A 24,483-nucleotide genomic window follows, 5' to 3' on the forward strand; every position below is an offset into this window, starting at 1 on the left:
CCCCCTCACCATGACCGAGGTACGCACCGCTACCCTGCTTGTGAACCCCGCAGCGCGCGGGGTCGCGCGGCGGTTCGATGCTGCGCAGGTGGTTCGCCGCCTCGAGGAGCGGGGCATCGAGGTGCGCCTGGCGGTGCCCGGTTCGCCCGAGGAGGCGACTGCCGAAGCGCGGGCCGCGGCCGCGCGGGGCGACGACCTCTGCTTCGTGGTCGGCGGCGACGGCACGCTGCGGCAGGCGGCCGAGGGGCTCGCCGGGAGCGCCACCGCGCTGGCCGCCATCCCGGCCGGCACGGTGAACATCTGGGCCCGCGAAACCGGCATCCCCCAGGACGTGCTCGCGGCCGTCGACCTCCACCTCGCGGGGCAAACGGCCGCGATGGACCTGGGCCGGGCGAACGGCCATGCCTTTCTGCTGATGGCCGGCATCGGCTGGGATGCCGAGATTGCGGCAGGGGTGAACCCCCGGCTGAAGCGCGCGGCCGGCGACCTCGCCTACATCCTCAACGCGCTCGTCCACCTGCCGGCCCTGCGGACCCACCCGGCGCGCTGGCGGGCCGACGGCCGCAGCTACCGGGAGCCGCTCGCCTGGATGGTGCTGGGGAATACGCGGCTGTACGGCGGCCGGATCCACCTGACCCCGGAGGCGCGGGTCGATGACGGGCGGCTCGACCTGGTCGCCTTTTGCCCGCACGGGCCCGGGGAGACGCTGGCGATGGCCGTCCGGGTGCTCGCCGGCCGGCGCGAGGGCCGGCACGTTGTCGGCGGGCGGTTCGCGGAGATCGCGGTCGAAACGCCGGGCCTGCCGGTGCAGCTCGACGGCGACACCGTCGGCGCCACGCCGATGACCTTCCGGGTCGAGCCCGGCGCGCTGCGGGTGCGGGTGCCGGCGGGGCCGCTCCCTGCGCTCTGGGGCGGCGGCGCCCAGGGGCCCGGCTGGTAATCGCCCTCCCGCGTTCGCGTGGGGCCGCGTAGGCTACGCAGCATGAGCATCCGCGTGAAATGGTTCCCGACGCTGGTGAAGCGGACCCATTCGAAACAGCCCGAGACGACCGTGGAGTGGCGCGAGGGGCTCACCCCGCTCGCGATCTTTACCGGGGAGGGCTTTTCGGAGGTCGACGCCGAGGCCGTGATGGTCGTCGTGAATGACCAGCAGGCATCGATGGCGACGCCGCTGACGGACGGCGATCGGGTCGAGTTCCTCGTGAGCATCCAGGGCGGCTAGCCGCCCGGCCCCGGCCCGGGGGCGTCGTCCGCCGCGGCGACGGGGAGGAGGATGCGGAAGGTGCTGCCGCGCCCCTCGTCGCTCTCGACGTCGAGCCAGCCGCCATGGGCGCGGACGATGCTGAGGGCTGTCGAGAGGCCGAGCCCGGTCCCCTTGCCGATGCCCTTAGTGGTGAAGAACGGGTCGAAAATGCGGCCGAGGATGGCCCGCGGGATGCCGGTGCCGGTATCGGCGACGGCGACCTCGTGGTAGGTCCCGGGGAGGACGCCCCGCCGCGCCCAGGACGGGTCTTCGCCGATGCGCCGGGTGGTGCGCGTGATGCGGATGACGCCGCCCTCGGGCATCGCGTCGCGGGCGTTGAGGAGCAGGTTCAGGAGCACCTGCTGGAGGCTGCCGAACTCGCCGATGACCGTGTCGTCGCCCGGGTCGGCGTGGACGACGAGCTGGACGGCGGGCGTGAGGGTGCGGCGCACGAGGGCCGTGGTCTCCTCGATGAGCCGGAGCAGGGAGACCGGCTCCCGGGCGGCGATGCCCGGCTTGCTGAACGACAGCAGCTTCCGGACCAGCTCGGCCCCGCGCTCGGCGGCGAGGGCCGCATCGTCGAGCGACTCGCGCAGGGGGCTATCGGGCGGGAGTTCGGTGCGGGCGAGATAGAGGTTGCCGAGGATGGTGGTCAGGAGGTTGTTGAAGTCGTGGGCGATGCCGCCGGCGAGCACGCCGAGGCTCTCGAGCTTCTGGGCCTGGAGGAGCGCGAGTTCGGCCTTGCGGCGCTCGGCAGCGTCGCGGGCGGAGCCGATGATCCGCACGCAGCGCCCGGCCTCATCGAAGATCGGCGTGAGGTGGGTGACCACCTCCAGCCGGTAGCCAGGCCGCTCGATGATGGTTTCGTACTCGACGGGGCCCCCGGCGGCCTCGGCCTGGCGGTACCGTTCGATGGCGCGGGCGGCAGCCTCCGGCGGCAGGGCTTCGTCGATGCGCCGGCCGATGACCTCGTCAAGCGGCATCCGGAGCATCTCGGCGGTGCGCCGGTTGGCCAGGGCAATGCGGTAGACGCCCTCGGCCTCCTTCTCGGCGACCCAGATGGCGTCGCTCGTCCCTTCGACAACGGCGCGGTAGTTCGCCTCGGATTCGGCGAGGCGGCGCTCCTGCTCGCGCCGGCGGCTGAGGTCGCGCGACCAGCCGACAATCCGGCGGACGACGCCGTCGGGCCCAGGGACCGGGGTGAGCGTCGTGGCGATATCGAACGGGCGGCCGGCCCAGGTGCCGGCGAATTCGTACTCGACGGACCGGCCCGCAGCGGCTGCCTGCCGGTAGAACGTTTCGCGCTGGCGGGCGGCCTCAGGCGTCAGGTAGCCGGCAGCGGCCAGCTCGGCCGAGGTCTTCCCGAGGACGTCCGCAGGCTCGACGCCTGCCCCGCGGCAGTAGGCGCTGTTCACGAACGCAAGACGCCACTCGCCGGCCTCGTCGAGGTCGGCGATCCACATGGCGTCGCGGACCGATTCGACCACGACGCGGTAGAGCGCCTCGACCTTTCGCTGCTCGGTCACATCGCGCACCCAGAGCTGGACGGCGGGTTCGCCGCCGAAGACCGTCGGCCCGGCGACCGTTTCGACCCGGATGACTGCACCGTCGCAGCAGATGAACTCCTCTTCCGCCGGTCCGACGGCCTCGCCCGCGGCGAGGCGGCGCATCCGCTCGCGGACGAGGTCGTGGTAGGCCGGGTGGACGAACTCGAGCACCGGGCGGCCGACGAGGTCGGAGGGGTCGCGGGCGTGCATCAGCCGTACCGCTGCAGGATTGACGTAGGCAACGACGCCGCGCTGGTGGATGGCGATCGCCTCGGGGTTCCCTTCGATGAGGCGCCGGAAGCGCTCCTCGCTCTCGCGGAGGGCAATCTCGGCGGCGACCCGGCCGGTGATATCGGTCATGATGCCGATGTAGCCGATGCGCTGACCGGCGGCGTCGCTGAGCGCGACGGCCTGGACGAGCACCCAGGCGACCTCGCCGCCGGGGCGGAGGACCCGGTACTCGACGCGCAGGGGGCGGTCGGCTTCGATCGCAAGGCGGGTGGCCTCGATGACGCGCGGCCGGTCGTCGGGGTGAATGACGCCGAGGTAGCCGTAACCGAGCGCCTGCTCGGGGGTCTGCCCGGTCAGCGTGCACCAGCGCCGGTTGACGCGGGTGCAGGCGCCCTGGAGGTCGGCCTGGAAGAGGCCGGCCGGGAAGAGGTCGAGCGCGAAGAGGGCATCGAGCCCGGCCGTGCCGGGATGCTCGTTGGTCATGACAGGGCGCCCCCCGCCGGCGCACGATGTAGCGTACCCGGAAGATCGCCGCCGCGGCTCGGGGAATTCCCTGAATTTGCCGGGTCAGAAGCGGGTGGACACTTCATCGCCGGCGGCGCGCACGCAGTTGCGGCCGGCGCGCTTCGCTTCGTACAGGGCGAGGTCGGCCTCTTTGATCAGCCACTCGGGCGTCATGAGGGCATCGGCGCGGTAGGCCGAGACGCCGAAGGACGCCGTGACGGGAATCTCCTGGCCGGCAGCCTCGATCGGCCGGGCGGCGAGGGCCTCGCGGACCCGCTCGGCGCTCTGGACCGCGCCCTCGAGCGGCGTGGAGGGGAGGACGACGACGAACTCTTCGCCGCCGAAGCGGGCGAGGAGGTCGGCATCGCGCAGGTGGGCGCGCATCCGCTGGGCGACGGCGCGGAGCACTTCGTCGCCGACGAGGTGGCCGTAGGTGTCGTTGAGCTGCTTGAAGCGGTCGAGGTCGACGAGGAAGAGGCTGAGCGGCGTGCCGTAGCGGGCGGCGAGGCGGAAGTGCTCTTCGAGGAACTCGTGAAAATGGCGGCGATTGGCCACCCCGGTGAGGACATCGGTGGAGGCCTGCTGGATGAGCTGCTCGCGCTCGGCCTGGAGGGCGGCGTTTTCGCGCTCCGATTCGATGGTGAGGCGGAGGAGCGCCTCGTTGGCGCGGGCGAGCACCTCCTCGGGTTCGAGGCAGCTGGCCGGGATGTCGAGGGTGGCGCCGAGCGCGGCCCCGCCGGCGAGCCCGTCGGCGACGAGCTCCTCCGCGGCCTCGGGCGGCAGGCCGAGCCGCTCGCAGGCGGTGCGGAGCTGGCCGAGCCGCTCGCCAGGGCGCTCGCCGAGGATGACATCTGCCGCGGCGCAGCCGGCGTGGACGCACATGACGAGCTGAGCGGTCTCGAGCGGTGCTTCGCCCGGGTCGGCGGCGTGGCGGATGGAATCGACCAGGGCCGCGGGCAGGTTCCAGCGCTCGGCCAGGCTCGCGCCGACGCGGCTGTGGTCGACCCCGAACCGCTCGAACTCGCGGGCGCGGAGGAGGTCGATGTCGCGGCCGGCTGCGCTGGCGAGGGCGCGGTACTCGTCGCCGAGGGCAGATTCGAGGGCGATGACGCCGAGGAGATGGAAGAGGCCGCCGAGGAACGCCTCATCGGCGGTGCGGAGGCCGGCCCGGGCGGCGGCGCCGCGCGCGACGACGCCGGCGTAGAGGCTGCGCTGCCAGAGCCAGGTGTGGTCGAGGCCCACGCCTTCGCGGGCCCGGAGGTCGTGCACGAGGGTGAAGCCGAGGGCGAGCGTCTTGACGGTGCGGAGGCCGAGGATGAGCACCGCGTCGCGCACGCGGGAGATGGAGCGCGGGCGGCCGTAGAAGCCGGAGTTGGCCATGCGGAGGACGCGGGCGGCGAGCGCGGGGTCGCGCTCGATCATGGCGCCGAGCTCGTCGAGGGAGACGTCGGGGCGCTGGACCAGCTCGATGACGCGGACCGCCACGGCAGGGATGGTAGGCAGCCGTTCGGACTGCATAATGCGCTCGAGCGGCGAGGACGGCATGGCGGCTGGGCCTCCTGTCCCAAGCGTAGCGGAGCCGCGGGGGCTCCGACGTGGGTATCGGCACGCGCGGGGCATCCGGCGAGGGATTTCCTGCGAAAAATCGGGAAAAGCCCGTAAGGGGGCGGAAGTTCGCTAGAATCAGATCACCCGGCTGGCAGCACGCCTGGGGCAATGGCAGGGCGACCATGAAGTACGGCACAAAGCCGATTGGCTTCCCGCTGTTCAGCGTCCACGTGAGCGCTCTCGTCGATGCGTGGGGCAATTGCACACCGGCCGTCAGCGTGCGGTGGTTCTGACGGAGTGAGCAGGATGCAGCAGTTCCGCCGATGGCTTATACCCCTGCCCCCGACGCCGGGCCGGCTCGCGCGGTTCGGCACCGTGCTCTTCTTCGTTTACGTCCTCGCTGTCACCGCGATGGACGCCGTCGACAGGCTCTCCGGCGGTGACGGCTGGTTCACCGCCCCGGCGGGTGACGATGCCTCGCTGTTCGCCAGCCTGGGTGCGCGCCTGGCCATCGCAGGCCTGACGGTCCTCAGCGGAACGCTGTTGGGCTGGCTCATCGGTTTCATCCTGCTGCTCGCGCGGAAACTGGAGGCGCAGCTCCTCAAGCGGGCCTGAGTCCGGATTCGGCCGGGCAGCCCGGCTGCAGGGGCCCGCGCGGACGTTGCGCGGCCGGCGCCGCTGCCGCAGGCTCTCGGTACAACCACCCCGGCAGGAGCCTCCCGCTATGGCCAGCGTCGAACCGCCCCCCGGCGCCCTCACGGGCAGCCGCCGCCACCGCCGCATCGCCTACCGGTGCGCCTTTGGCGAGCCGCTCGCCCACACCGGCGCGCCGTACCTCGTGGAGGGCATCTACCGCGACCGCGAAGGGAAACGGATCGGCCCCGTCTTCACGAACGAGGACCCGCCCGAGGAGTTCCTCGTGCTGCCCGATGAAGACATCCCGCTCGTCCACGTGGAGGCAGCCCTCGACGAGGACCATCGCGTCGCGAGCTACGAACAGGTGGTCGGCCTGCTGTTCGACCCGCTGGAGCCGGTGCCCCCGGGCGTCGACGAGAACGGCGAACGGTGGGACAACGGCGAGCTCGTGGTCTACACGTTCGACTCCGACGAGGAGGCGCTCGAGGCCCAGTACTGACGCGCCGGCACGCTACCATGCCGCGATAACGACGGCATCGGCGGGGTGGTGGTGGTCGCCGGTTTCGACGAGGACGCGCCGGCCGGGTGTCAGCTCCGCGGCAGGCAGCGCCCGGCTGACCGCCACGCCGGTGACGAGCGCGGTGGGCGAGCCGTCGAGCCGGAGGGCAGCCGTCCAGGTGGCGGCATCGAAGGCGAGCAGGCGGCCGCGGCGGAGCGCCATCACCCTGCCTCCCCGAGGTCGAGCCGGCTCTCGAAGGCGAGGCCGGCGCGGCAGTCCACCGTCATCCCGAGCACGCGGTAGTCCACGGGCGCCGGGCCGGCGAGCGGGTGGGCGCAGGACACGACGTCGTACAGCTGCAGCCCGGCGTGGAAGGGGATGCGCGCCCGGGCGAGGACCGGGGCGCGCCGGAGCCGGGCGAGCAGCCGCTCGGCGAAAGCGGCAGCGAGCGCATCGCTGGAAGCGCCGAGTTCGCGGCGGAGGAGGAGCGCCGGGCCGTCGCGGAGGAGGTCGGCGCCGCGGTACGCCTCGGCGAGGCGCCCGTCGCCCTGGACCCGGACCCAGGCTGGGCGCGCCCGGGCCGCCGGCTCGAACGCGAGCAGCGGGTGGCCGCCAGCACCGAGGAGCGCCGCCGGCGGGTCGCCGGGGGATAGGCCGCAGATTTCGAGGCCGGATTCCGCGCGGAAGGCGTCGGCGGTGGGTTCGAGCAGGCGGAGCGCAGCCGCGAGCGCCGGCTCGCCGGCCTGGATCACGAAGGCGACGGTTTCGGTGGTCCAGGCGCCGGAGGGCGGGAGGTCGGCCGCGGCCGTAACCGGCAGCCCGGCGCGCGCGGCCAGCCAGGTGATCGCCTCGCCGCGGGTGGCGCCGGGCGGCGCGGCCCAGCTGGCCGGGGCGCGATACGCGGCGAGCCGCTCCCAGGGGCCGTCGACCGTGAGCCGCACGGACTGCACGCCCCCGGCGCGGCGGCGGACGGCGCGGGCGACCGTCCCGCGGAGGACGAGGCCGTACTCGGGCGCGCCGCCGGGCCCGGAGCGGTAGCCGAAGCTCACCTCCACGCCCGCGCCCGGCCCGAGGAGCGGGTGCGAACCGGCGAGGCCGTCCCGGTCGTCGAGGTCGAGCTCCCCGGCCGAGGCCGCCGGCCCGAGCGTCCAGCGGAGCCCGCGCAGCCGGCCAGAGACGTCGAGCAGGTCGCCGAGCGGGGCTGCCCTGCGGGAGGTCGGCGAGGCGGCGACGAGCTGCGCGGCGTCGGCGGCGAGGGCGAGGCCGTACGGCGCCCCGCCGGCCAGCGGCACGGGCTCCGACCAGGGCGCAAGCGTGGCCGTCACCGCCTGGGCGACCATGACGCGGGTCTCCGCCACCGGCCCGGCGCGCACCTCGCGGAAGGCGGCCACCGGGAGGTCGGCCGCGGCGACGGCGGGCCGGTCGAAGGCGATGCCGGCGAGGGCGTCGGCGCGGGCGACGACCGCGGGGCCGAACCACGCGTTGGCGGGCAGGGTGCCGTCGCCCATCACGTGGGCAGCGGCGAGGGCGTCGCCGGAGCCGGGCGCGGTGCCGGTCACGACCAGGTGGTAGTCGTCCGGGACGTGGACCGCGGCGAGGCCGGAGATCGTGCTCCAGGCCGCGGAGGCGGTCCAGGCGGTGCCCGAGCCTGCCCAGGTTCCGCCCGTCCGGCGGAGGCGCTTCACCGGCGGTGCCGTCCCAACGGTGTAGAAGGCGCAAAGGTTGCCGTTCGACTGGCGGCCCGCCAGGGCAAGCGTGCCGATGGCGCCGCTTTCGGTCACGCGGGTAACGGGCGCCGACCAGGTGAGGCCGTCGTCGAAGGAGCTGAGCGTGCGCAGGGCGGGCCCGTCGGCGAAGGCGATGACGGCTTCGCCGGGCACAGCGGCCAGGGCGACCGGCGCGCCGGCGGGAAGGGCGGCGAGCGGCGCCGACCACGCGCCCCAGGAGCGCCGCACCCGGAGGGCGCCGCCATCATTGACGGCCTGCACGAGCGTGCCCGCAGCCGTGAGGGCGAGGGCGTGGGGCGCCTCCGTGCCGGGCATCGTGGCGGGCGGGCCGAACGCGAGGAGGGCGATCGCCGCCCGCCGCCGGGAGAGGATGACGCGGAGCGCCGGCCGGCGGCGCGGGCCGGACTGGTGGGCGAGGAGCGAGGGAGGGAGGGTGCGCATGCCGCCACGCTGGCAGGGCCGTACGGCAGCGCCAAGCGGCGGGCGTCACCGGCCCCGGGGCGGTCAGGCGTGGGAGGCGCTGGCGGCGCGGGCTGCTTCGAGCCCGGCGTCGGAGCTTTTCGGCGCGGGCAGCAGGAGGAGGTAGGCGGAGCCGAGAACGCCGGCGAGGGCCGAGGCGGCGAGGATGCCGACCTTCGCTTCGTCGAGGTGGGCCGGGTTCTCGAAGCTGAGCCCGGCGATGAAGAGCGCGACGGTGAAGCCGATGCCGGCAATCATCCCGGCGCCGAGCACCTGCCGGAAGCTGGTGTTGGCCGGGAGCTGGGCCAGCCCGAGCCGCACGCAGACCCAGCTCGTGAGGAAGATGCCGATCGGCTTGCCGAGCACGAGGCCGAGGGCAACGCCGAGCGTCACCGGGCTGGAGACGGCCTCCCGCAGCATCTCGCCGGAGACCGCCACGCCGGCATTCGCGATCGCAAAGATCGGCACGATAACGAACGCCGTCCAGGGCGCGAGTCGGTGCTCCAGCCGGTCGAGGGGGCTCTCCATGCCGCTGGCCAGGTCTTCGATCTGGGCGAGCGCCTGCTGCATCCGGTCGTGGTCGCCATCGGCGCGGGCGAGCGCGTACTCGGTCTGCAGGCGCTCCAGCGTCGCGTCGAAATCCTCATCGGTGTAGTACGGGCGCGACGGGGTCAGCATGGCGAGGATGACGCCGGCGATGGTGGCGTGGATGCCGGACTTGAGCATCGCGGCCCAGAAGAGCACCCCGAGGAAGACGTAGGGGCCGATGGCGCTGACGCCGCCGCGGTTGATGACCAGGATGACCAGGAGCACGAGCGCGGCCCAGCCGAGCGCCTCGAACGAGAGCGATTCGGTGTAGAAGACGGCGATGACGACGATGCCGCCGAGGTCGTCGGCGACGGCGAGGGCGAGCAGGAAGACCTTGAGCGGCGCCGGCACGCGCCTGCCAAGGAGGGTGAGCACACCGACGGCGAAGGCGATATCGGTGGCCATGGGGATGCCCCAGCCGTGCGCGGTCTCGGTGCCGATGTTGAAGGCGGTGTAGATGAGCGCCGGGCCGAGCATGCCGCCGAGCGCGGCCGCAGCCGGGAGGATGGCGCGGCGCGGGCTCGAGAGTTCGCCGGAGACCAGCTCGCGCTTGATTTCGAGGCCGACAACGAAGAAGAAGAGCACCATCAGGCCGTCGTTCACGGCGTGCCCGAGGTGCTGCTCGATTTTGAACAGGTGGAGGTCGAGGGCGAGTTCCGTCTCCCAGAGGTCGTGGTAGCTCTGCTCCCAGGGGGAGTTCACCCAGGCGAGGGCGATGAGGGCGCCGAGGAGGAGGACGATGCCGCCCGAGGCTTCGATGGCGGCAAAGCGCTGCGCCGGCCGGACAAAACGCCGGACAACGAACCGGCGGCCCTGGCCGCCGATAAAGGTGTCAAGTGCCCGTAACACGCTGGACGTAGCGTAGATCGGCCGGGGGTGCGGTCAACCGGGGCCGGCGCTGTCCCGCGTGGCGGCTTCCGCCAGCCCGCGACGGGCCGTACCATCGCCCCCCATGGGGCCGCGCATCCTGATCCTCGCCCGGGGGTACCTCGGCAGCCACATGTCCGCGCCGGGTATCCGCGCCACGGCCCAGGCGCGCGTCCTGGCCGAGCACGTGCCGGGGGCGCAGGTCACGCTCGCCGGGCCGAACGAGGATTTCGAACAGCCGGCCGACGGCGCCTACCGGGTGACCCGCTGGAGCGCCCGAAACCTGCTCCAGCTGACAGCCGCGCACGATGTGGTCATCAGCTCGATGCTCCCCCCGCACATCGCCATCTTCTACCCGTGGAAGCGGTACGTGGTGGACCTCTTCTCGCAGTACGCGATGGAGTGGATGGAGGTGGGGATGCAGCACTACGAAGGGCGCCACCGCGACGCCTGGGCCGAGCGGACGCGGGCCGTGCTCGGCATGCAGCTGACGCTCGCCGATTTCATCCTCACCTGCAACGAACGCCAGCGCGACAGCTACATCGGGATGATGACCTCGCTCGGGCTGATTTCGCCGCGGGTGTACGAGGCCGACCCGACGCTTCGCCGTTACATCGACTCGGCGCCGCACGGCATCCGGCCCGAACCGCCCGTCCCGGGGAAGCGGGTGCTCCGCGGCGTGCGGCCCGGCTTCGGCGAGAACGACCGGATCATCCTCTGGAACGGCGGCATCATCCAGTGGTACGACCCGGCGACGCTGATCGAGGCGCTCCGCCTGCTGAACCGCGACGATGTCAAGCTGCTCTTCCTCGGCGCCTCCTACCCGGGCATCCGCGAACTCGGCAAGGGCGTTCGCTTCCAGGACGCGAAGGCGATCGCCGCCCGGAACGGCCAGCTGAACCGGACGGTCTTTTTCGAGGAGGGCTGGGTCTCCCACGACGAGGCGAAGCAGTACGTGCTGGAGGCCGACATCTCGGTCTGCACCTACTTCGACAACATGGAGACCCGCTACAGCCACCGCACCCGGTTCGTCGACCTGATCTGGGGCGAGCTGCCGTTCATCTGCACGCACGGCGACGTGCTGGCGGAGGAGGTGGCGCAGGAGGGCTGGGGGCTCGTCGTGCCCGAAGGGGATGCGCCGGCGCTCGCCCGCGCGATCGCGAAGCTGCTCGACGACCGGGAGTTGTATGCCCGCTGCAGGGCGAACCTCGCGGCCGCGCGGCCGCGGCTACAGTGGCGTGAGACGCTCAAGCCGCTGATCCGTTTCTGCATGGAGACCGGCGAGCCGATTTCACCGAAGTGGGAGCGGCTGCCCGGGCTGGCCCAGCGGCTGACCGCCTACACCGCGCGGCGCGCCGTCTTCAACCTCTTCGACCGGAAGCTGAAGCAGCGCTCGGAGCGGCTGGAGGCGGCGGAGAAGAAGGAGCGGCTCCGGCAGGAGCGGCTGGCGCGCTTCGCCGGCGGGGGGAGCGCGAAGTGAAGCTTCTCGTCCTGTCGCGGGCGGCGGTCGGGCCGCGGATGGCCTCGCCCGGGGTGCGAGCCTACCAGCTGGCCGGGGCGCTCAGCCGGGCCCTGCCCGAGGCGGAGATTACGCTCGCCGTCCCCGGCGACCGGGGGGAGGTGGCGCCGCCGGGCCGGACGGTCCGCATCCAGCCCTACGCCACGAACGCCGATGCCGTCTTCCTCGCCGGCCAGCACGACGTGGCGATTTCCCGGAACTTTCCGCCGCAGTTCATCCGGCTCATGGGGAGGACCCGGCTGGCGCTCGATGCGTTCACGCCGCTCTTCATCGAATGGATGGAGCTCTCGCAGCGGGACATCCTGCCGAAGTGGCGGCGGACGTGGATGGCGTCGAACCGCTGGTACCTGAACATGCAGCTCACGATGGCGGATTTCATCTTCTGCGCCGACGACCGACAGCGGGACCTCTGGATCGGGATGATGATGGCGCTCGACCTCGTGCCGCCCTCGGTCTACGCGCGCGACCCGTCGCTCCGGCAGTACATCGACGTGGTGCCCTACGGGGTGCCGTCGCAGCCGCTCCGCCCGAAGGGGCCGGTGCTGAAGGGGGTGGTGCCGGGCATCGGGCCGGGCGACCGGGTGCTGCTCTGGAACGGCGGCATCACCGAGTGGAACGACACCGAGACGCTCCTCCGGGCGATGGCCCTGCTCGCCGAACGCCGGCCGGAGGTGAAACTCGTCTTCATGGGCGTGAACCACCCCGACTACGCCTTCGGGCCGAACGCCGGGGTCACGCGGCGGACGTTCGAGCTGGCCGAGGAGCTGGGGCTGCGCGGGCGGACGGTCTTCCTGCTCGAGGGCTGGGTGCCCTACGCCGAGATCGACGGCTACCTCGCGGAAGCCGACGCCAGCGTCTGCCTCGGCTATGAAAACCTCGAGGCCCGCTTCGCCTTCCGGACGCGGTACGTCGACCTCTTCCGGGCGCGGGTGCCGCTGCTCTGCACGCGTGGGGATGTGCTGGCCGAGCGGGTGGAGCGGGAGCCGCTCGGCATCACCGTAGCGGAGCGCGACGTGGAGGCCGTCGCAGCGGGAATCGAGCGGCTGCTCGATGACGAGCCCTTCCGGGAGCGGTGCCGCGAGAACCTTGGCCGCGTTGCGGCCGAGCTCTCGTGGGATGCGGCCGTGCGGCCGCTGGTCGACTTCTGCCTGCGGGACGGGAGCGTCGCCCTGCCGGCGCGGCAGCGGCAGCTCCGGGCGCTGGTGCGCGGGGGCATGTACGTCGGCCTGAAGAAGGCCTGCAAGAGCCCGCCGCTCCACCTGTAGCCGGCGGCGGGCCGGGCCGCTCGCACCAGCCGCGCACTGTCGCGGGGCGCAGGGAGGGGAGTGGACCGCGCCCCGCACCGGGTTCCGCCGACGAGGCGGCTCAATCAGGGGGCGCGGACGATCGGCACCCGGGCAGCCCGCGCCTCCCGGTAGCGCCGGGCCACATCCTCCCAGTTGATGATGTTCCAGACGGCCTTCACGAAGTCGGCCCGGGCGTTCCGGTACTGCAGGTAGTAGGCGTGCTCCCAGGCATCGATGACGAGGATGGGCGTGGACGCGTTCGCGATATTCGACTGGTGGTCGTACACCTGCTCGATGACCAGCCGGTCGGAGACGGGCTCGTAGGCGAGGACGCCCCAGCCGGAGCCCTGGACGCTGTTCGTGGTGTTCGAAAGCTGCTTCATGAACGCGTCGAAGCTGCCGAAGTCGCGCTCGATCGCCTGGCGCAATTCGCCGGCCGGTTCGTCGCCGCCGTGGGGGCTCAGGTTGTTCCAGAAGATCGAATGGAGGATGTGCCCGGAGAGGTGGAAGGCGAGGTTCTTCGCCAGCATGTTGACGGTGGAGAAGTCCTCCTTCGCGCGGGCCTCCTCCAGCTTCTCGAGGGTGGTGTTGGCGCCGGTCACGTAGGCGGCGTGGTGGCGGGCGTGGTGCAGCTCCATGATTTCGCCGCTGATGTGCGGCTCGAGGGCACCGTAGTCGTAGGCGAGGTCGGGCAGCGTGTAGACGGGCATGGGCAGCGCTCCTTCTCGTGGGGTGCGCGCCCGCCGCCGGGCACGCGCACCATGGCACCACGACCGGGCGACGGCGGCGGGCTGACGCAGCCGTCAGTCTGGATCGTTCTGCAATTCTTTGCAAGTGCATGAGTTTGCATATAGCCCGCCCGGCCCCGGACGTGGACGGGGGAGCGGCCGCAGCCGCTCCCCCTGGAGCACCCGGTGCCCGGTCCGGGGGCTCAGCCCTGGGCGAGGCGGAACCTGCCGGCAGCCTCGGCGAGCGCCTTCGCGAACTCGCGCATTTGGCTCGCGGTTGCCGCCAGCTCTTCCGACTGCGCGGAGAGCTCTTCGGTGGAGGCCGAGACCTGCTCGGCCGAGGCGGAGGTCTGCTCGGAGGTGACCGAGACCTGGGAGATGACCATGGCGACCCGCTCGGTGCCCGAGGCCATCTCGGCGGCGCCGGCGGCCGAATCGCGGCTCACCTGCGCGATCGCCTCGGTCGCTTCGACGATGCGTCCGGCGCCCCGGGCGAGCTCCTGCACCTCGGTGGCGACCTCCTTCATCCGGTCGGCGGCCGACTGGACCGCGCCGATGATCGCCTCGAGCGACTGGCCGGCGTGCTGGGTGATTTCGCGGCCGCTCGTCACATCGCGGACGCCCTCGGCCATCGCGGCGACCGCCTCGCGGGTGCCGGCCTGCACCCGCGCGATGAGGTCGGCGATTTCGCGGGTGCTCGCCTTGGAGCGCTCGGCGAGGCTGCGGACGTTCTCGGCGACGACGGCGAAGCCGCGGCCCTGTTCGCCGGCGCGGGCGGCCTCAATCGCCGCGTTGAGGGCGAGGAGGTTCGTCTGGCTCGCGATCTCGTCGATCACCTTCACGATGTCGCCGATCTGCTGGCCGAGCCGGCCGAGTTCGTCGACCCGCTCCGAGGCACGGCCGACGGCAGCGGCGATCGACTCCATCGCGGCGACGGCCTGGCCGACGGCCTGTTTGCCCTGGAGGGCGGCCTCGCGCGTCTCCTCGGCGGCTTTTGCGACATCGAGCGAGACGGAGGAGGCGTGGCTGATGCGCTGGCCCATCGCCTCGGCCTCGCGCTGGCCGGCGGCGGCCGATTCGGCGCTCGACTGTGCGCTGGCGCTGAGCTGCTGCGAGCCGGCGGCCAGCTGGGTCACCTCATGGGTGCTCTCCTGGGCGAGGGAGTTGAGCGTGACGGTCGAGGTTGTGACCTCGTTGATCGCCTGGGCGATCTGGCCCGTGGCGGCGGCCATCTGGTTGGACGACTCCTCGAGCTGGGCCGAGGCCGCGAAGATCGCCTGCGCGTTCTCCTGCACGGTGCCGACGAGCCTCGCGAGGCTTGCGACCATGTCCCGGAGGGCGAGCCCGAGGGCATCCTGGGGGCCGCGCGGCGCCACCCGGACATCCAGGTTGCCGCTGGCGACCTCTCTGGCAACACCGACCATCTCGCGCAGGTAGGACGTCATGTTCTCGAACGACCGGGCCATCCGGCCGAGTTCGTCCTTCGACTGGATGTCGACCGAGACCTCGACGTCGCCCTGGGCGATCCGGTCGGCGGCATCGGCGGCCTTGCGGGCGGCGCCGGCGATCGAGCGGGCGAGCACCCAGGCGCCGCCGAAGCCGAGGATAACGGCGGCAACTGTCAGCCCGATGAGCACCGTCCGCGCATCGGCAGCCGCCGCATCCATCCGCTTGGCCGCCTTCGCGGCCTGCTCGGCGTTGTAGCGGGCCAGGAGGTCGAGGTTGTCGTTCAGCCGCTGGGCATCGGATTCAATCTGCGAGGCGGTGATGACGGCGCCGACCTGGTCGCCCTTCGCCGCCTGGTCGAGGACGGAGGTGCGCCCGGCGACGACCCGCTGGGCCAGCTCCTCGATGAGCAGGAAGAGATCGGCCTCATCCTTCGAAGTGATGGTTGCGCGGTAGGCCTCGAGCTCCTGCTGGGCCTTCTGCAGTCCATCTTTCGAGGCATCGACCGCGCGGCTGCGCTGGCTCGCTTCGGCGGCGAGCAGCGCCTTCTTCTCGTCGCGGGCGCTGGCGTTGAAGTAGCGGATCGCCATCGCCGAGTGCTGCACACCGAGCGTGTTGATCCGGTACATCCTGTCGGCGCGTTTCGCGGCCTCGTTGAGCTGGTAGATGCCCATCGCGGCGACGACCGCCATCAGGACGAGGACGACGACAAATCCGCCCAGGATCTTGTGGACGAGGCGGAGGTTCGAGATGAACCGCGGCAACCGCAGGAATCCCGGCCGCGCAATGGCCTTCCGCATTCCGTAAACCCTCCTGTCGCTGGCGCGTTCAGCGCGCTAACGCTGTGTTCATCATCGTTTGCGTACCGGCGCCAGCCGCACGGGAGGATCACCTAGGGGGCGGGCCGGTTGCCACTACGGAGCGGGGCCGAAAACACCGGTTAGCGAGCGCCCAGGGCGGATAGGACGCCACGGCCGGCGCGCCGGGGCGGTAGACTGCCCGGCATGGAATTCGACTACGCCCTCCTCGCCGACCACGCTGAAGTCATCAACGGGAAGCTGTACCTGATGGGCGGCGGCTGGGATGTGCGACACGCGCCCCAGGCGCCAGCTCGCGCCCAGTTCGCCGTCGCCCTCGGCATCCGCGTGGCCTGGGAGGAGACGAACCTGCCCATCGCCCTGCGCCTGGCGCTCGAAGACGACGACGGCGCCGAGCTGCTCCGGGTCGACGGGCAGATGCAGGTCGGCCGGCCGCCGCAGCTGCCGCCGGGCTCCAGCCAGCTCTCGGCCACCGTGGTGGTGATGCAGGTCGACCTCCCCCGGTTCGGCGGGTATCGCGTGCGCGCCACGGCCACGGGGCCGGGCGGGGCCGTCATCGACAAGGCGCTGCCGTTCCGGATGGTGCAGGCCGGGCAGTCGCCTGGTGCCGCGGCAGCTCCGCCGGGCGCCGTCTGAGGGGAGCGGCGTGCTGCTGACCCTCATCGGGGGCATCGGCATCTTCCTGGTCGGCATGGCGCTGCTGACCGAGGGGCTGAAAACGGCAGCCGGCAGCGCCCTGCGCGAGGTGCTCCGGCGCTTCACCGGGAACCGGTTCGCCGCGGTCGCCAGCGGGGCAGCCATCACGGCCCTCGTCCAGTCATCGAGCGCAACGACCCTCGCAACCATCGGCTTTGTGAGCGCGGGCCTCCTCAGCTTCCAGGGCGCCGTCGGGGTCATCTTCGGCGCGAACCTGGGCACGACCTCGACCGGATGGCTCGTCTCGACGATCGGCCTGAAGGTGAGCGTTTCGGAGTGGACGCTGCCGCTCATCGGGGCCGGGGCGCTGTTCTGGCTGCTGGCCCCCGGGCGCCGGGGCGCCGCCGGGCAGGCGCTGGCCGGCTTTGGGCTGATTTTCGTTGGCATCGGCACGCTGCAGGAGGGAATGGGCGGCCTCGCCGAGCGGATCGACCCGGGCAGCTTTGCCGGGGGCGGCATTGGCGCCCGCTTCCTCCTGGTCGGCATCGGCGTCGTGATGACCGTCGTGATGCAGTCATCAAGCGCAGCGATCGCCACGACGCTCGCCGCCGTCGATTCCGGCGCCATCAGCCTCGAAGAAGCGGCGGCGCTGGCGATCGGCCAGAACCTGGGCACGACCGTCACGGCCGGGATTGCGGCCATCGGCGCGACGACGGCGGCGAAGCGGACTGCGCTCGCGCACGTGCTGTTCAATGCCGTCACCGCCGTGGTCGCGCTCGCGGCGCTCCCTGCGTTCGTCGAAGCTGCGGAGGACACCACCGGCGAAGGCGACCCGGCGATGGCGCTCGCGGCCTTCCACACGCTGTTCAACCTTGTCGGCGTGGTGCTGCTGCTGCCCGTGCTCGGCACGTTCGCCGGGGTAGTCGCCCGGCTGGTGCCGGAGCGGGGCCCGCGCTACCTGGCGGACCTGGACGATGCCGTAGCGACCGTGCCGGACCTCGCGATCGATGCCGCGCGCCGGGCCGCCGCGGCGATCGGGCAGGCCATGCTCTACGCGGCAGCCGACCTTGCCCGGGGCGTGCCGCCGCGCGCAACCGCGGAGGCGGCGGCCGCAATCGAGCCGCTGACGCGCTTCATCGAGCGGGTGGACCCCGGCAGCGACCCCGCAACGCGTCAGCAGTACGCTTCGCTTCTGCACGCCGTGGACCACCTCCATCGGCTGGCCGGTCTCGTGGCCGAGCGGCGGCCGCCGCTCGTGCCCGCGGCGGTATTCCCGCGCCGGAGCGCCATGCTTGCGGCACAGCTCGAATCGCTGGCGGCCGCCTTCGGCGATGCCGGGCAACTGCGGGCGGTGCTGCCGGAAACGGCGGAGGCTGCCCGCCGGTTCGCTCACTGGCGGGAGTCGCGCCGGCGGCGGCTGATCAACGAGGCGGCTGCGCCGCGGGCCGCCCCGGGCGTGGTCGAAACCGTTGCCCAGGATGTCCGGGCATGGCGGCGCCGGCTCTTCGGCGCTCCCGGCCCGAGGCCGCCCGAGACCGCGGCCACGCCGCCGCAGCCGGGACTCGTCGAGCGGCTGGATACGATGCTCTGGATGGCGCGCGTCGTCTACCACGGCTGGCGGCTGGCGGCCCACCTCGACGCGATCGCGAGCGGGGAGCGGGCAGCCGCCGCCCCGCCTGAGCCGGACTGACGGCTCAGCGGGCGGCAGCCTCGCGGTTCAGGGCCTCGACGACACGGAACAGGTCGCCGGTCTCCGAAAAGTTGACGGCAATGACGTTGGGCATCCGGCCGCGCTCCTTCCAGCACCGTTCGAACCGCTCGCGCAGCACCGGTTCGCTGTTCGCCGGGAGGGCATCGGCCGGCGAAGGCGGGAAGTTCGAAACCCAGTGGTTCACCAGGAAGAGCGGGCTGTCTGGCCGGCCGCGGAACGGCTCGCAGCTGAACTCCTCGGCCGAGCGGAAGAGGAACGGGGTGTCCTGGATCCAGGTGAAGGCATCGTGGTACCAGGGCGGCGCGGGGGCATCCTTCACGTTCTCCGAGAACACGAGCAGGCGGCGGTCGGTTTCGACCAGCGCGCGCAGGGTGGGGAGCGGTTCGCCCCAGGTGAGCGTCGCGACGTAGTCGATGAGGCCGGTGCGGACCATCGCGTCCTGGACGTCGAAGGGGGAGACGTAATCCTGCAGGACGAGGATGACAACCTCGCCGGGGTTCCGGCGGAGGAAAGTGCGGAGGTCGCGCATGACCGATTCGAACGGGGTGGCGCCGAGTTCGCAGTAGCCGTGGCAGAGGTAGAGGCCCGGCTTCGCACCCGGCGGGATGGGACCAATACTGTCGGCGAGGCGGGTTGCGGCCTCCAGCGCCTGGGGACCCCAGTACGGCTCGAGCTTCTCGATCAGCAGGTCCGGGTCGGTGCGGACGCCCCGCCGGGTGGGATAGCCGTAGTGGACGTCGACGAGGAGCGCCCGGACGCCGTCCTCGAGCTGCCGGTCAATCGGGTGGATGTGCTCGGCGAGGAACCAGCCGGGCGATTCCGCCGCGCCCATCGAGTTGTGGGTCGCTGCAAAGACGACCTCATCCAGGCGGCGGTCGCAAAGGGCTTCGGAGCCGTTGCAGCCCTCGTAACGGACGAGGTCGGCGGGCGAAGGGGCGCGGAGGGCATCGCGGTTGAGCCAGAACAGGCCGCCGACAGTGAGGCCGGCCAGGGCCAGGGTGCTCCCGGCGAAGAGGGCGGGCACGGCCGCCTCCCGGCGCGCTGGAGCAGGGAGGTCGCGACGGGCGGCCTTGCGGGCGAGCCCGAGGGTGCGCAGGAGTTCAACCCCGGCGAGGTGGGCCAGCGCCAGCCCCGCGGCGCGCGCGGCCAGCACGAGGCTGCCCAGGGGCGAAATGAAGAGGAGCATGCCGGCCGCGACGCCGCCGGCCGCGACGCCGCCGGCCGCGAGCGCGACGCGGCCCGCCCGGTGCTCCCAGGCGCCCGCGAACCAGCGCCGCACGGCCGCAGCCTGGTCGCGGGCGGAGGTTGTGGCGACGAGGCTGGAGGCGACGGAGGCGACCCCCACGCCGGCCGCGGCCTGGAGCCACATCCACCAGCGCAGCTCCTCGCTGTAGCGGTCCCAGACTGCGCGGGCAGCGGCGCCGGCGGCAGGCGGCCCGGGCACCCGCGCAGCAATGACATCGCCGATGACGGCGATGGCGAGCCACGTGAAGAGCGCGCCGCCGATGAGCCCGATGCCGAAGGCCGTGGAGGCAGCCCGTCAGGAGTGGCCGATGAGCCCGGCCGCCAGGTAGCAGGCTGCGGCACCGGCGAGCACGGCCACGGTGAGCGCCCGCAGCTGCCGATCAATCTCGATCAGCCGCGTCCCGGCGCTGCGGGTCGCCAGCTCGATCGCGCCGAGGTTCGGCCCGCCGGGGAAGCGGTCGGCCAGCCCAGGGTCGTTGGCGCGCAGGCCGGCCTCGGCGAGGAGGGCAACATCCGAGACATTGAGCACAAAGCTCTGGCGTTCGCCGGCGAAGATCGCCCGGTGGAGGTCGCGCGCGGCGGCTTCAAGGATCCGTTCGAACGGCCGGCTCACCAGGGCGGTTTCGACGACCGTCTCGACGAGCGGGCGGGCAGCGAGGAGGTCCGGCTGCTGGTCGACGGCCTGGTTGAGGATGACCCGGCGCACCTCCGCGCGGACCGTCTCGTTCTCCATGAGCGATACGGCCGTCGCCGCGAAGCGGTCCTCGTCGTAAAGGACATCGGCAAGCCAGAAGCGGACGACGGCGGCGTTGAGGAGCAGCGCGGCAGCGACGCCGAGCAGGGCGGATCCGGCCGAGCGCGAGAGGTGGAACGTCCTGTTCATGCTGCAGCGCAGCGGCGAGCGGGCGCCCGCACCTGGCGGAGCATCATGCCACCCGGCGGCGCTACTCGGCGACCATGAACGCCCAGCCGACCGCCTGCTTCACCTGCGCATTCGGGTTGAGCGGGTCCTGCACGACGATGGCGGCCTCGTGGCGGCCCGGCGTGAGCCCCTCGGGCGGCGCGTAGCAGACCCTGCCGTTCTCCGGCGCTTCGCGGGTGGGGATGACCCACGTGAGCTTGTCAGTGACTTCGACACCGTCGACGGCCATGCGGAACCACTGGCCGTACTGCGGGGTGCCGTCGAAGCTGACCTCGGCGCAGATGCCGCCCGGGTTGGCCGGGTTCGGCGAGCGGGTCGCGGCCTGCGACACCGTCGTGCCGTGCTCGGGGTAGACCTTCAGGATGTTGCCGCCGAGCTTCGGCGCGGGGCCGAACTGGCCGTAGTCGGGCGTGGGCGTCGGCGTCGGGACCGGGTCGGGGCCGTCGCCGCAGGCAGCCGCCGCGAGGAGGACGGCCGGGAGGGCGAGCGCGAGCAGGATGCGGCGGAGGCGCGGCAGGGGGTGCATCGACCCGAAGGTAGCAAACGGCGCGCCAGCGGGGAACGTGCCACCTTTCCCTTGGCGTTCCGCGGCGGGCCGGGCAGCTTCGAGCCCGAGAACCTGTCATGGAGGTGCCCGATGGACCCGAACGACCCCGCGCGCGACGACCTCGTGCTCGAACTGGAGGAGCTGCGGGCGCAGCTCGCGGAGCGCGACGAGGCGCTGGCCGCTGCGCGGGCGGCCCACGACCGCGCCGTCGCCCGCCTGCGCGACGCGCTCCTCGCGAGCGAGCCGGCGCTCGACCCGGCGCTGCTCGGCGGCGCGACCGTCGAGGAGGTGGAGGCGAGCTTCGCGGCGGCGAAGGAGACGCTGGCGCGCATCCGCGAGGCCGTGCGGCGGGAGGCCGCGGCCGCCATCCCGGCCGGGTCGGCCCTGCGCCAGAACGGCCAGCCGGCGCTCTCCCCGCTCGAAAAGATCCGCGCCGGGCTGAGCCGGCGGTAGCTCAGCGGGCGTCGAGGCTGCGGAGCACGGCCATCACCACGGCATCGAGCGAATCGAGCGAGGGGTCGGCGCGGACCGCCTCCTCGACCCGGCGGCGGGCCTCGGCGCGGCTGTAGCCGAGGCCCGCAATCGCTTCGGCGGCATCGGCGAGCAGCCGCTTCTCTTCGAACTGCGCGGCATCGACCGGCCGTTCGACGCCGGCATCCTGCAGGGCGGCTTCGGCGGTCACGCGGCCGCGGAGGGTCGCGATGATCTTGTCGGCGGAGCGCGGGCCGATGCCGGGCAGGCGGGCGAGGGTGGCCCGGTCTTCCTGCTCAATCGCCCGGGCGATGGTCGAGACCGAGACGTTCATCGCTTTCACCGCCTTGGCCGGGCCGATCCCTTCGACCATGGTGAACTTGCGGAAGAAGTCGCGCTCGGCCCGGCGGAGGAAGCCGACGAGGACGGGCGTCGGGTTGTTGGCGGTGACGTGATAGAAGATGTGGAGGCCGAGTTCGGGCCCTTCGCCGGCGGCGAGGTCGGCCTCGCCCGCGAGCTCGGTCAGCTCGGGCCAGAGCGCAATCGGCACGAGAATTTCGAAGCGCACGCCGTGGACATCGAGCTCGACCAGCGGGCCGGCGAGGTCCATCCGCGCGAGCCGGCCGCGAAGGTGCGTGATCATCGGGCGCCAGTATGCCACGGGTGGCGCGAGCGGGGCCGCCGGTTCGACAATCGGTGCGTGCCCGAGCTGCCGGAAGTCGAAACGATCCGCCGCGACCTCGCGCCGCTCGTCACCGGGCGCACCATCGTCGATGTCGAGGTCGACCCCGGCACGATTCACCTGCTGGCCGGGGTGCCGCTCGAAACGCTCCGGGCGAGCCTCGCCGGGCGGACGATCCGGTCGCTCGGCCGGCGCGGCAAGTATCTCCTCTTCGAACTGGACGACGGCCGCTGGTGGGTCGCCCACCTCCGGATGACCGGCAGGCTTGTCTGGCGGCCCCACGCTGCCCCGCCCGAGCCGTATGAGCGGGCGCGCGTTGTGTTCGATAACGGCCACGACCTGCGCTGGAGCGACCTGCGGAAGTTCGGCACCTGGCGCATCCACGCCTCCGCCGAGGAGGTGGTGGGCCGGCTCGGCCCGGAGCCGATCGACGCCGGGCTGACGGAGGCGCAGTTCCGCCGGGCCTTCGAAGGGCGGACCGCGCCGGTGAAGGCAGTCCTGCTCGACCAGCGCCGGTTCGCCGGGCTCGGCAACATTTATGTCGATGAAGCGCTGTTCGCGGCCCGCATCCGGCCCGATACACCGGCCGGCCAGCTCTCCCGCGCAGCGCTCGGGCGGCTCTACCGCGCCTGCCGCGACGTGCTGGAGCGGGGCATCGCCCACCGCGGCGCGAGCTTCCGCGACTACGTCGACGGGCAGGGGAACGAAGGCCGGCAGCACATGTTCGTGCAGGTCTTCCGGCGGACGGGGAAGCCGTGCTACGCCTGCGGTACGCCGATTGAACGGAGCATTGTCGGCGGGCGGGCCACCCACTACTGCCCGCGCTGCCAGCGGCCCGCCCGCCGGCCGCAGCGGAGGGAGGCCGGGCGTGCTGGCTGACCCGCGGGACGCTGCGCGCGCCCTCGGGCTGCCGACCGGGAGCGAACCGGTACGGGAGCCGCTGGGCGAGGCCCCCGGCGCCCCGGAACGGTGGAGCGGGGGCGGCCGGGCCCTCATCGCCCGGCGCCCGCTGCCGGAGGAGGCGGCGCACAACCACGCCGCGGTCTTCGAAGCGCTCAGCAGGGCCGGGTTCCCGCACATCCCGCGGCTGCTCGGCTTCTCCGGGCTCGCCACGCTCGAAGAGGAAGTCCCGGGGCTGACCGCGCTGCAGGTAGAGCCGCCGCCGGGCTCGGCCGCGGCGGCCGTCGGGGCGCTCGCCGCGCTCCACGCCCTGCCGCTGCGGGAAGGGCTCGACTGGGAGAAGCCGCCGGCGGAGCTGCTGCCGGGGGCGCCGCCGCTCTACCGCCTCGGCTTCGCCGCGCACGAGCGGGAGGCGGCGGGGCCGGGGTTCGCCGCGGCCCGGGAGGCGCTGCTGGCCGGGCCGTTCGGCTTCGCGCACCGGGCGGCGACCGCGGCGAACATCCTGCTCGCGCCGGGCCGGGCGTGGCTGGTGAACTTCGGCGCCGCCGGGTTCGGCCACCAGCTCTTCGATGTGGCGGCCTTCCTCCTCACCAGCGGGCTCAATGCGCCGGCCCGGCGGGCCCTCGCCATGGAGTACGCCCGCCTGCGGGGGCTCGAACCGGAGGCCACGGCCGACCTGGTCGACCTCGCCGGCATCGCCTGGGGGGTGGAGGAGCTGCTCGGGCTGCCGCGCCGCCAGGTGGAGACGCTCGGCGACGACGCCGCGCTGGCGGCGCTCAACCTCGCGGCGGTCCGGATCGAGCGGGGCATGCGCGAACCGGCGGGCGGTGCGCCCGCGGCGGCGGCGATCCGGCGGGCGCTCTGGGGCTAGCCCGCTCCGGCAGCGGCCATCCCGTGCCGATGATCCCGGTATGCTCCGCAAGCTCCCGTGGGTGGTGCTCGCGCTCCTCTTTTTGAGCACAGCCCGCTGCTACACGGCCGACCTCGCCGCCGGCGTCGCCGGGCTGCCCGTCGTGGGGCCGATCCTCGTGCCGCCGGCGCCGGTCCCGGCCTACGTCCAGGCGATCGGCACGCCGGCGCCGGTCGAGCTGCCTGAGGGGGATTTCGCCGCCTGGTTCCCGGCCGAGGGCGGCTGGCGGGGGGTGCCGCCGGCAGAGTGGCAGGCGATGGCGCTCGCTGCGACCGCTGCCGGGACGCCGGCGGGCTGGGCCGAACTGTGCGCGAAGGCCTCCGCGGCTGCCGGCGCCGACCGGGCCGCCGCCCCGCTGCCCGGCGCGCTCGCCTGCAGCGACGACCCGGCCCTCACCGCCGTGCAGCGGGTCGCGCTCCAGCTGTTCGACCTGCGGGCGGAGCTCGGGCTCTGGCTGAACGGCGCGCCGAACGGCTCCATCGGCGCGGTCCAGGCGCGCCAGGCCGGCCTCCGCCTGCTCTGCGCGACCGCGGCACCGGGCCGGCTCGACCCCGCGGCGCTGGCCGCCGCCTGCACGAAGGGGCTCGATGCCGCCTACCTCGCCGGCGACGGGGCCGCCACGATGGCCGCGGTCGAGGAGGCGTACGCGGGGCTGGCGGCCGCGATCGCCGCCGCCGACCCGACCATCGAGAGCGAACCGGCGGCCTACGGGGGAGAGGCCGCGCCCTGAGCCGCGTAGAATGCGGCCGACCTGCCACCCGCGAGGAGCCGCCCGATGCCCGCCTTCGCCCGCCCGGCGCCGACCCTGGACGA

At 73.0% G+C, this 24,483-nt stretch carries 23 protein-coding genes; 12 read left to right on the forward strand and 11 right to left on the reverse strand.

From position 1 onward, the window contains the following. Positions 1-10 precede the first annotated feature (10 nt). Both A9A59_RS02275 and A9A59_RS02280 read left to right on the forward strand, forming a co-directional pair. Positions 11-940, forward strand: a complete 930-nt coding sequence (locus A9A59_RS02275) for a diacylglycerol/lipid kinase family protein (RefSeq protein ID WP_098502731.1) — start codon at positions 11-13, stop codon at positions 938-940. A gap of 42 nt (positions 941-982) precedes the next feature. Next, the gene (locus A9A59_RS02280; protein ID WP_098502732.1) at positions 983-1,222 is read left to right on the forward strand and encodes a MoaD/ThiS family protein; all 240 of its coding nucleotides are present in this window, start codon (positions 983-985) and stop codon (positions 1,220-1,222) included. Here A9A59_RS02280 and A9A59_RS02285 read toward each other — a convergent pair. Continuing rightward, positions 1,219-3,504 carry a PAS domain S-box protein gene (locus A9A59_RS02285; protein WP_098502733.1) on the reverse strand — a complete coding sequence of 762 codons (2,286 nt, stop codon included), beginning with the start codon at positions 3,502-3,504 and terminating at the stop codon, positions 1,219-1,221. The two genes, A9A59_RS02280 and A9A59_RS02285, sit on opposite strands and share 4 nt — an antisense overlap. Before the next feature lie 84 nt (positions 3,505-3,588). After that, complete coding sequence (locus A9A59_RS02290; RefSeq protein ID WP_165772445.1) at positions 3,589-5,070, reverse strand: sensor domain-containing diguanylate cyclase; 1,482 nt, start codon at positions 5,068-5,070, stop codon at positions 3,589-3,591. 309 nt (positions 5,071-5,379) lie between these two features. On the opposite strand from A9A59_RS02290, the gene A9A59_RS02295 reads away from it, so the two are divergent. Next, the gene (locus A9A59_RS02295; protein WP_098502735.1) at positions 5,380-5,688 is read left to right on the forward strand and encodes a hypothetical protein; all 309 of its coding nucleotides are present in this window, start codon (positions 5,380-5,382) and stop codon (positions 5,686-5,688) included. Between the two features lie 109 nt (positions 5,689-5,797). Beyond that, positions 5,798-6,208: a hypothetical protein gene (locus A9A59_RS02300; protein WP_098502736.1), complete on the forward strand. Its 411-nt coding sequence runs from the start codon at positions 5,798-5,800 to the stop codon at positions 6,206-6,208. A 12-nt stretch (positions 6,209-6,220) separates the two neighbouring features. Here the strand turns inward: A9A59_RS02300 and A9A59_RS02305 are convergent, their stop codons facing one another. The 3 genes from A9A59_RS02305 to nhaA form a co-directional block, all read right to left on the reverse strand. Further along, entirely contained in the window at positions 6,221-6,430 is a 210-nt protein-coding gene (locus tag A9A59_RS02305) for a hypothetical protein (RefSeq protein WP_098502737.1), read from the reverse strand. Continuing rightward, complete coding sequence (locus A9A59_RS02310; RefSeq protein WP_098502738.1) at positions 6,430-8,376, reverse strand: hypothetical protein; 1,947 nt, start codon at positions 8,374-8,376, stop codon at positions 6,430-6,432. The genes A9A59_RS02305 and A9A59_RS02310 overlap by 1 nt, the downstream gene beginning before the upstream one ends. 63 nt (positions 8,377-8,439) lie before the next feature. Then, entirely contained in the window at positions 8,440-9,831 is a 1,392-nt protein-coding gene (nhaA, locus tag A9A59_RS02315; protein ID WP_165772446.1) for a Na+/H+ antiporter NhaA, read from the reverse strand. Between the two features lie 103 nt (positions 9,832-9,934). Here nhaA and A9A59_RS02320 point away from each other — a divergent pair, with 103 nt between their 5' ends. Both A9A59_RS02320 and A9A59_RS02325 read left to right on the forward strand, forming a co-directional pair. Continuing rightward, positions 9,935-11,329, forward strand: a complete 1,395-nt coding sequence (locus A9A59_RS02320) for a glycosyltransferase (RefSeq protein ID WP_098502740.1) — start codon at positions 9,935-9,937, stop codon at positions 11,327-11,329. Then, positions 11,326-12,633, forward strand: a complete 1,308-nt coding sequence (locus A9A59_RS02325; protein WP_133117477.1) for a glycosyltransferase family 4 protein — start codon at positions 11,326-11,328, stop codon at positions 12,631-12,633. Before A9A59_RS02320 ends, A9A59_RS02325 begins: the two co-directional genes overlap by 4 nt. A 104-nt stretch (positions 12,634-12,737) precedes the next feature. On the opposite strand, the gene A9A59_RS02330 is transcribed toward A9A59_RS02325, so the two are convergent. Continuing rightward, positions 12,738-13,364 carry a superoxide dismutase gene (locus A9A59_RS02330; RefSeq protein WP_098502742.1) on the reverse strand — a complete coding sequence of 209 codons (627 nt, stop codon included), beginning with the start codon at positions 13,362-13,364 and terminating at the stop codon, positions 12,738-12,740. A 221-nt stretch (positions 13,365-13,585) separates the two neighbouring features. Continuing rightward, complete coding sequence (locus A9A59_RS02335; protein WP_098502743.1) at positions 13,586-15,628, reverse strand: methyl-accepting chemotaxis protein; 2,043 nt, start codon at positions 15,626-15,628, stop codon at positions 13,586-13,588. 204 nt (positions 15,629-15,832) lie between these two features. Here A9A59_RS02335 and A9A59_RS13930 point away from each other — a divergent pair, with 204 nt between their 5' ends. Next, positions 15,833-16,282, forward strand: a complete 450-nt coding sequence (locus tag A9A59_RS13930) for a DUF6941 family protein (protein ID WP_098502744.1) — start codon at positions 15,833-15,835, stop codon at positions 16,280-16,282. A 10-nt stretch (positions 16,283-16,292) separates the two neighbouring features. Beyond that, positions 16,293-17,972 (forward strand): Na/Pi cotransporter family protein, encoded by a 1,680-nt coding sequence (locus A9A59_RS02345; RefSeq protein WP_133117478.1) that lies wholly within the window; start codon positions 16,293-16,295, stop codon positions 17,970-17,972. Positions 17,973-17,976: 4 nt separating this feature from the next. Here A9A59_RS02345 and A9A59_RS02350 read toward each other — a convergent pair whose 3' ends face one another. The 3 genes from A9A59_RS02350 to A9A59_RS02360 all read right to left on the reverse strand — a co-directional run bounded on the left by A9A59_RS02350 (position 17,977) and on the right by A9A59_RS02360 (position 20,686). Then, positions 17,977-19,437: a phosphoinositide-specific phospholipase C-related protein gene (locus A9A59_RS02350; RefSeq protein WP_098502746.1), complete on the reverse strand. Its 1,461-nt coding sequence runs from the start codon at positions 19,435-19,437 to the stop codon at positions 17,977-17,979. Between the two features lie 96 nt (positions 19,438-19,533). Continuing rightward, entirely contained in the window at positions 19,534-20,121 is a 588-nt protein-coding gene (locus A9A59_RS02355) for a hypothetical protein (protein WP_098502747.1), read from the reverse strand. Positions 20,122-20,182: 61 nt separating this feature from the next. Continuing rightward, on the reverse strand, positions 20,183-20,686 hold the full coding sequence (locus A9A59_RS02360; protein WP_098502748.1) for a hypothetical protein: 504 nt from the start codon (positions 20,684-20,686) through the stop codon (positions 20,183-20,185). 111 nt (positions 20,687-20,797) lie between these two features. Here A9A59_RS02360 and A9A59_RS02365 point away from each other — a divergent pair, with 111 nt between their 5' ends. Then, positions 20,798-21,160, forward strand: coding sequence for a hypothetical protein (locus A9A59_RS02365; protein WP_098502749.1), 363 nt, complete (start codon positions 20,798-20,800; stop codon positions 21,158-21,160). Between the two features lies 1 nt (position 21,161). Here the strand turns inward: A9A59_RS02365 and ruvA are convergent, their stop codons facing one another. Further along, a complete protein-coding gene (gene ruvA / locus A9A59_RS02370; protein ID WP_098502750.1) occupies positions 21,162-21,821 on the reverse strand; it encodes a Holliday junction branch migration protein RuvA in 660 nt (219 codons plus the stop codon). A gap of 57 nt (positions 21,822-21,878) precedes the next feature. On the opposite strand from ruvA, the gene mutM reads away from it, so the two are divergent. Genes mutM through A9A59_RS13935 form a run of 3 tightly spaced genes read left to right on the forward strand, consistent with a single transcriptional unit; the run spans position 21,879 to position 24,400 of the window. Further along, a complete protein-coding gene (mutM, locus tag A9A59_RS02375; RefSeq protein WP_098502751.1) occupies positions 21,879-22,739 on the forward strand; it encodes a bifunctional DNA-formamidopyrimidine glycosylase/DNA-(apurinic or apyrimidinic site) lyase in 861 nt (286 codons plus the stop codon). Next, a complete protein-coding gene (locus A9A59_RS02380; protein ID WP_098502752.1) occupies positions 22,729-23,631 on the forward strand; it encodes a phosphotransferase in 903 nt (300 codons plus the stop codon). Before mutM ends, A9A59_RS02380 begins: the two co-directional genes overlap by 11 nt. 40 nt (positions 23,632-23,671) lie before the next feature. Next, a complete protein-coding gene (locus A9A59_RS13935) occupies positions 23,672-24,400 on the forward strand; it encodes a hypothetical protein (RefSeq protein WP_106427044.1) in 729 nt (242 codons plus the stop codon). Positions 24,401-24,483: the final 83 nt, after the last annotated feature.

Origin of the sequence: Tepidiforma thermophila (assembly GCF_002563855.1) — a bacterium.
Taxonomy (GTDB): domain Bacteria; phylum Chloroflexota; class Dehalococcoidia; order Tepidiformales; family Tepidiformaceae; genus Tepidiforma; species Tepidiforma thermophila.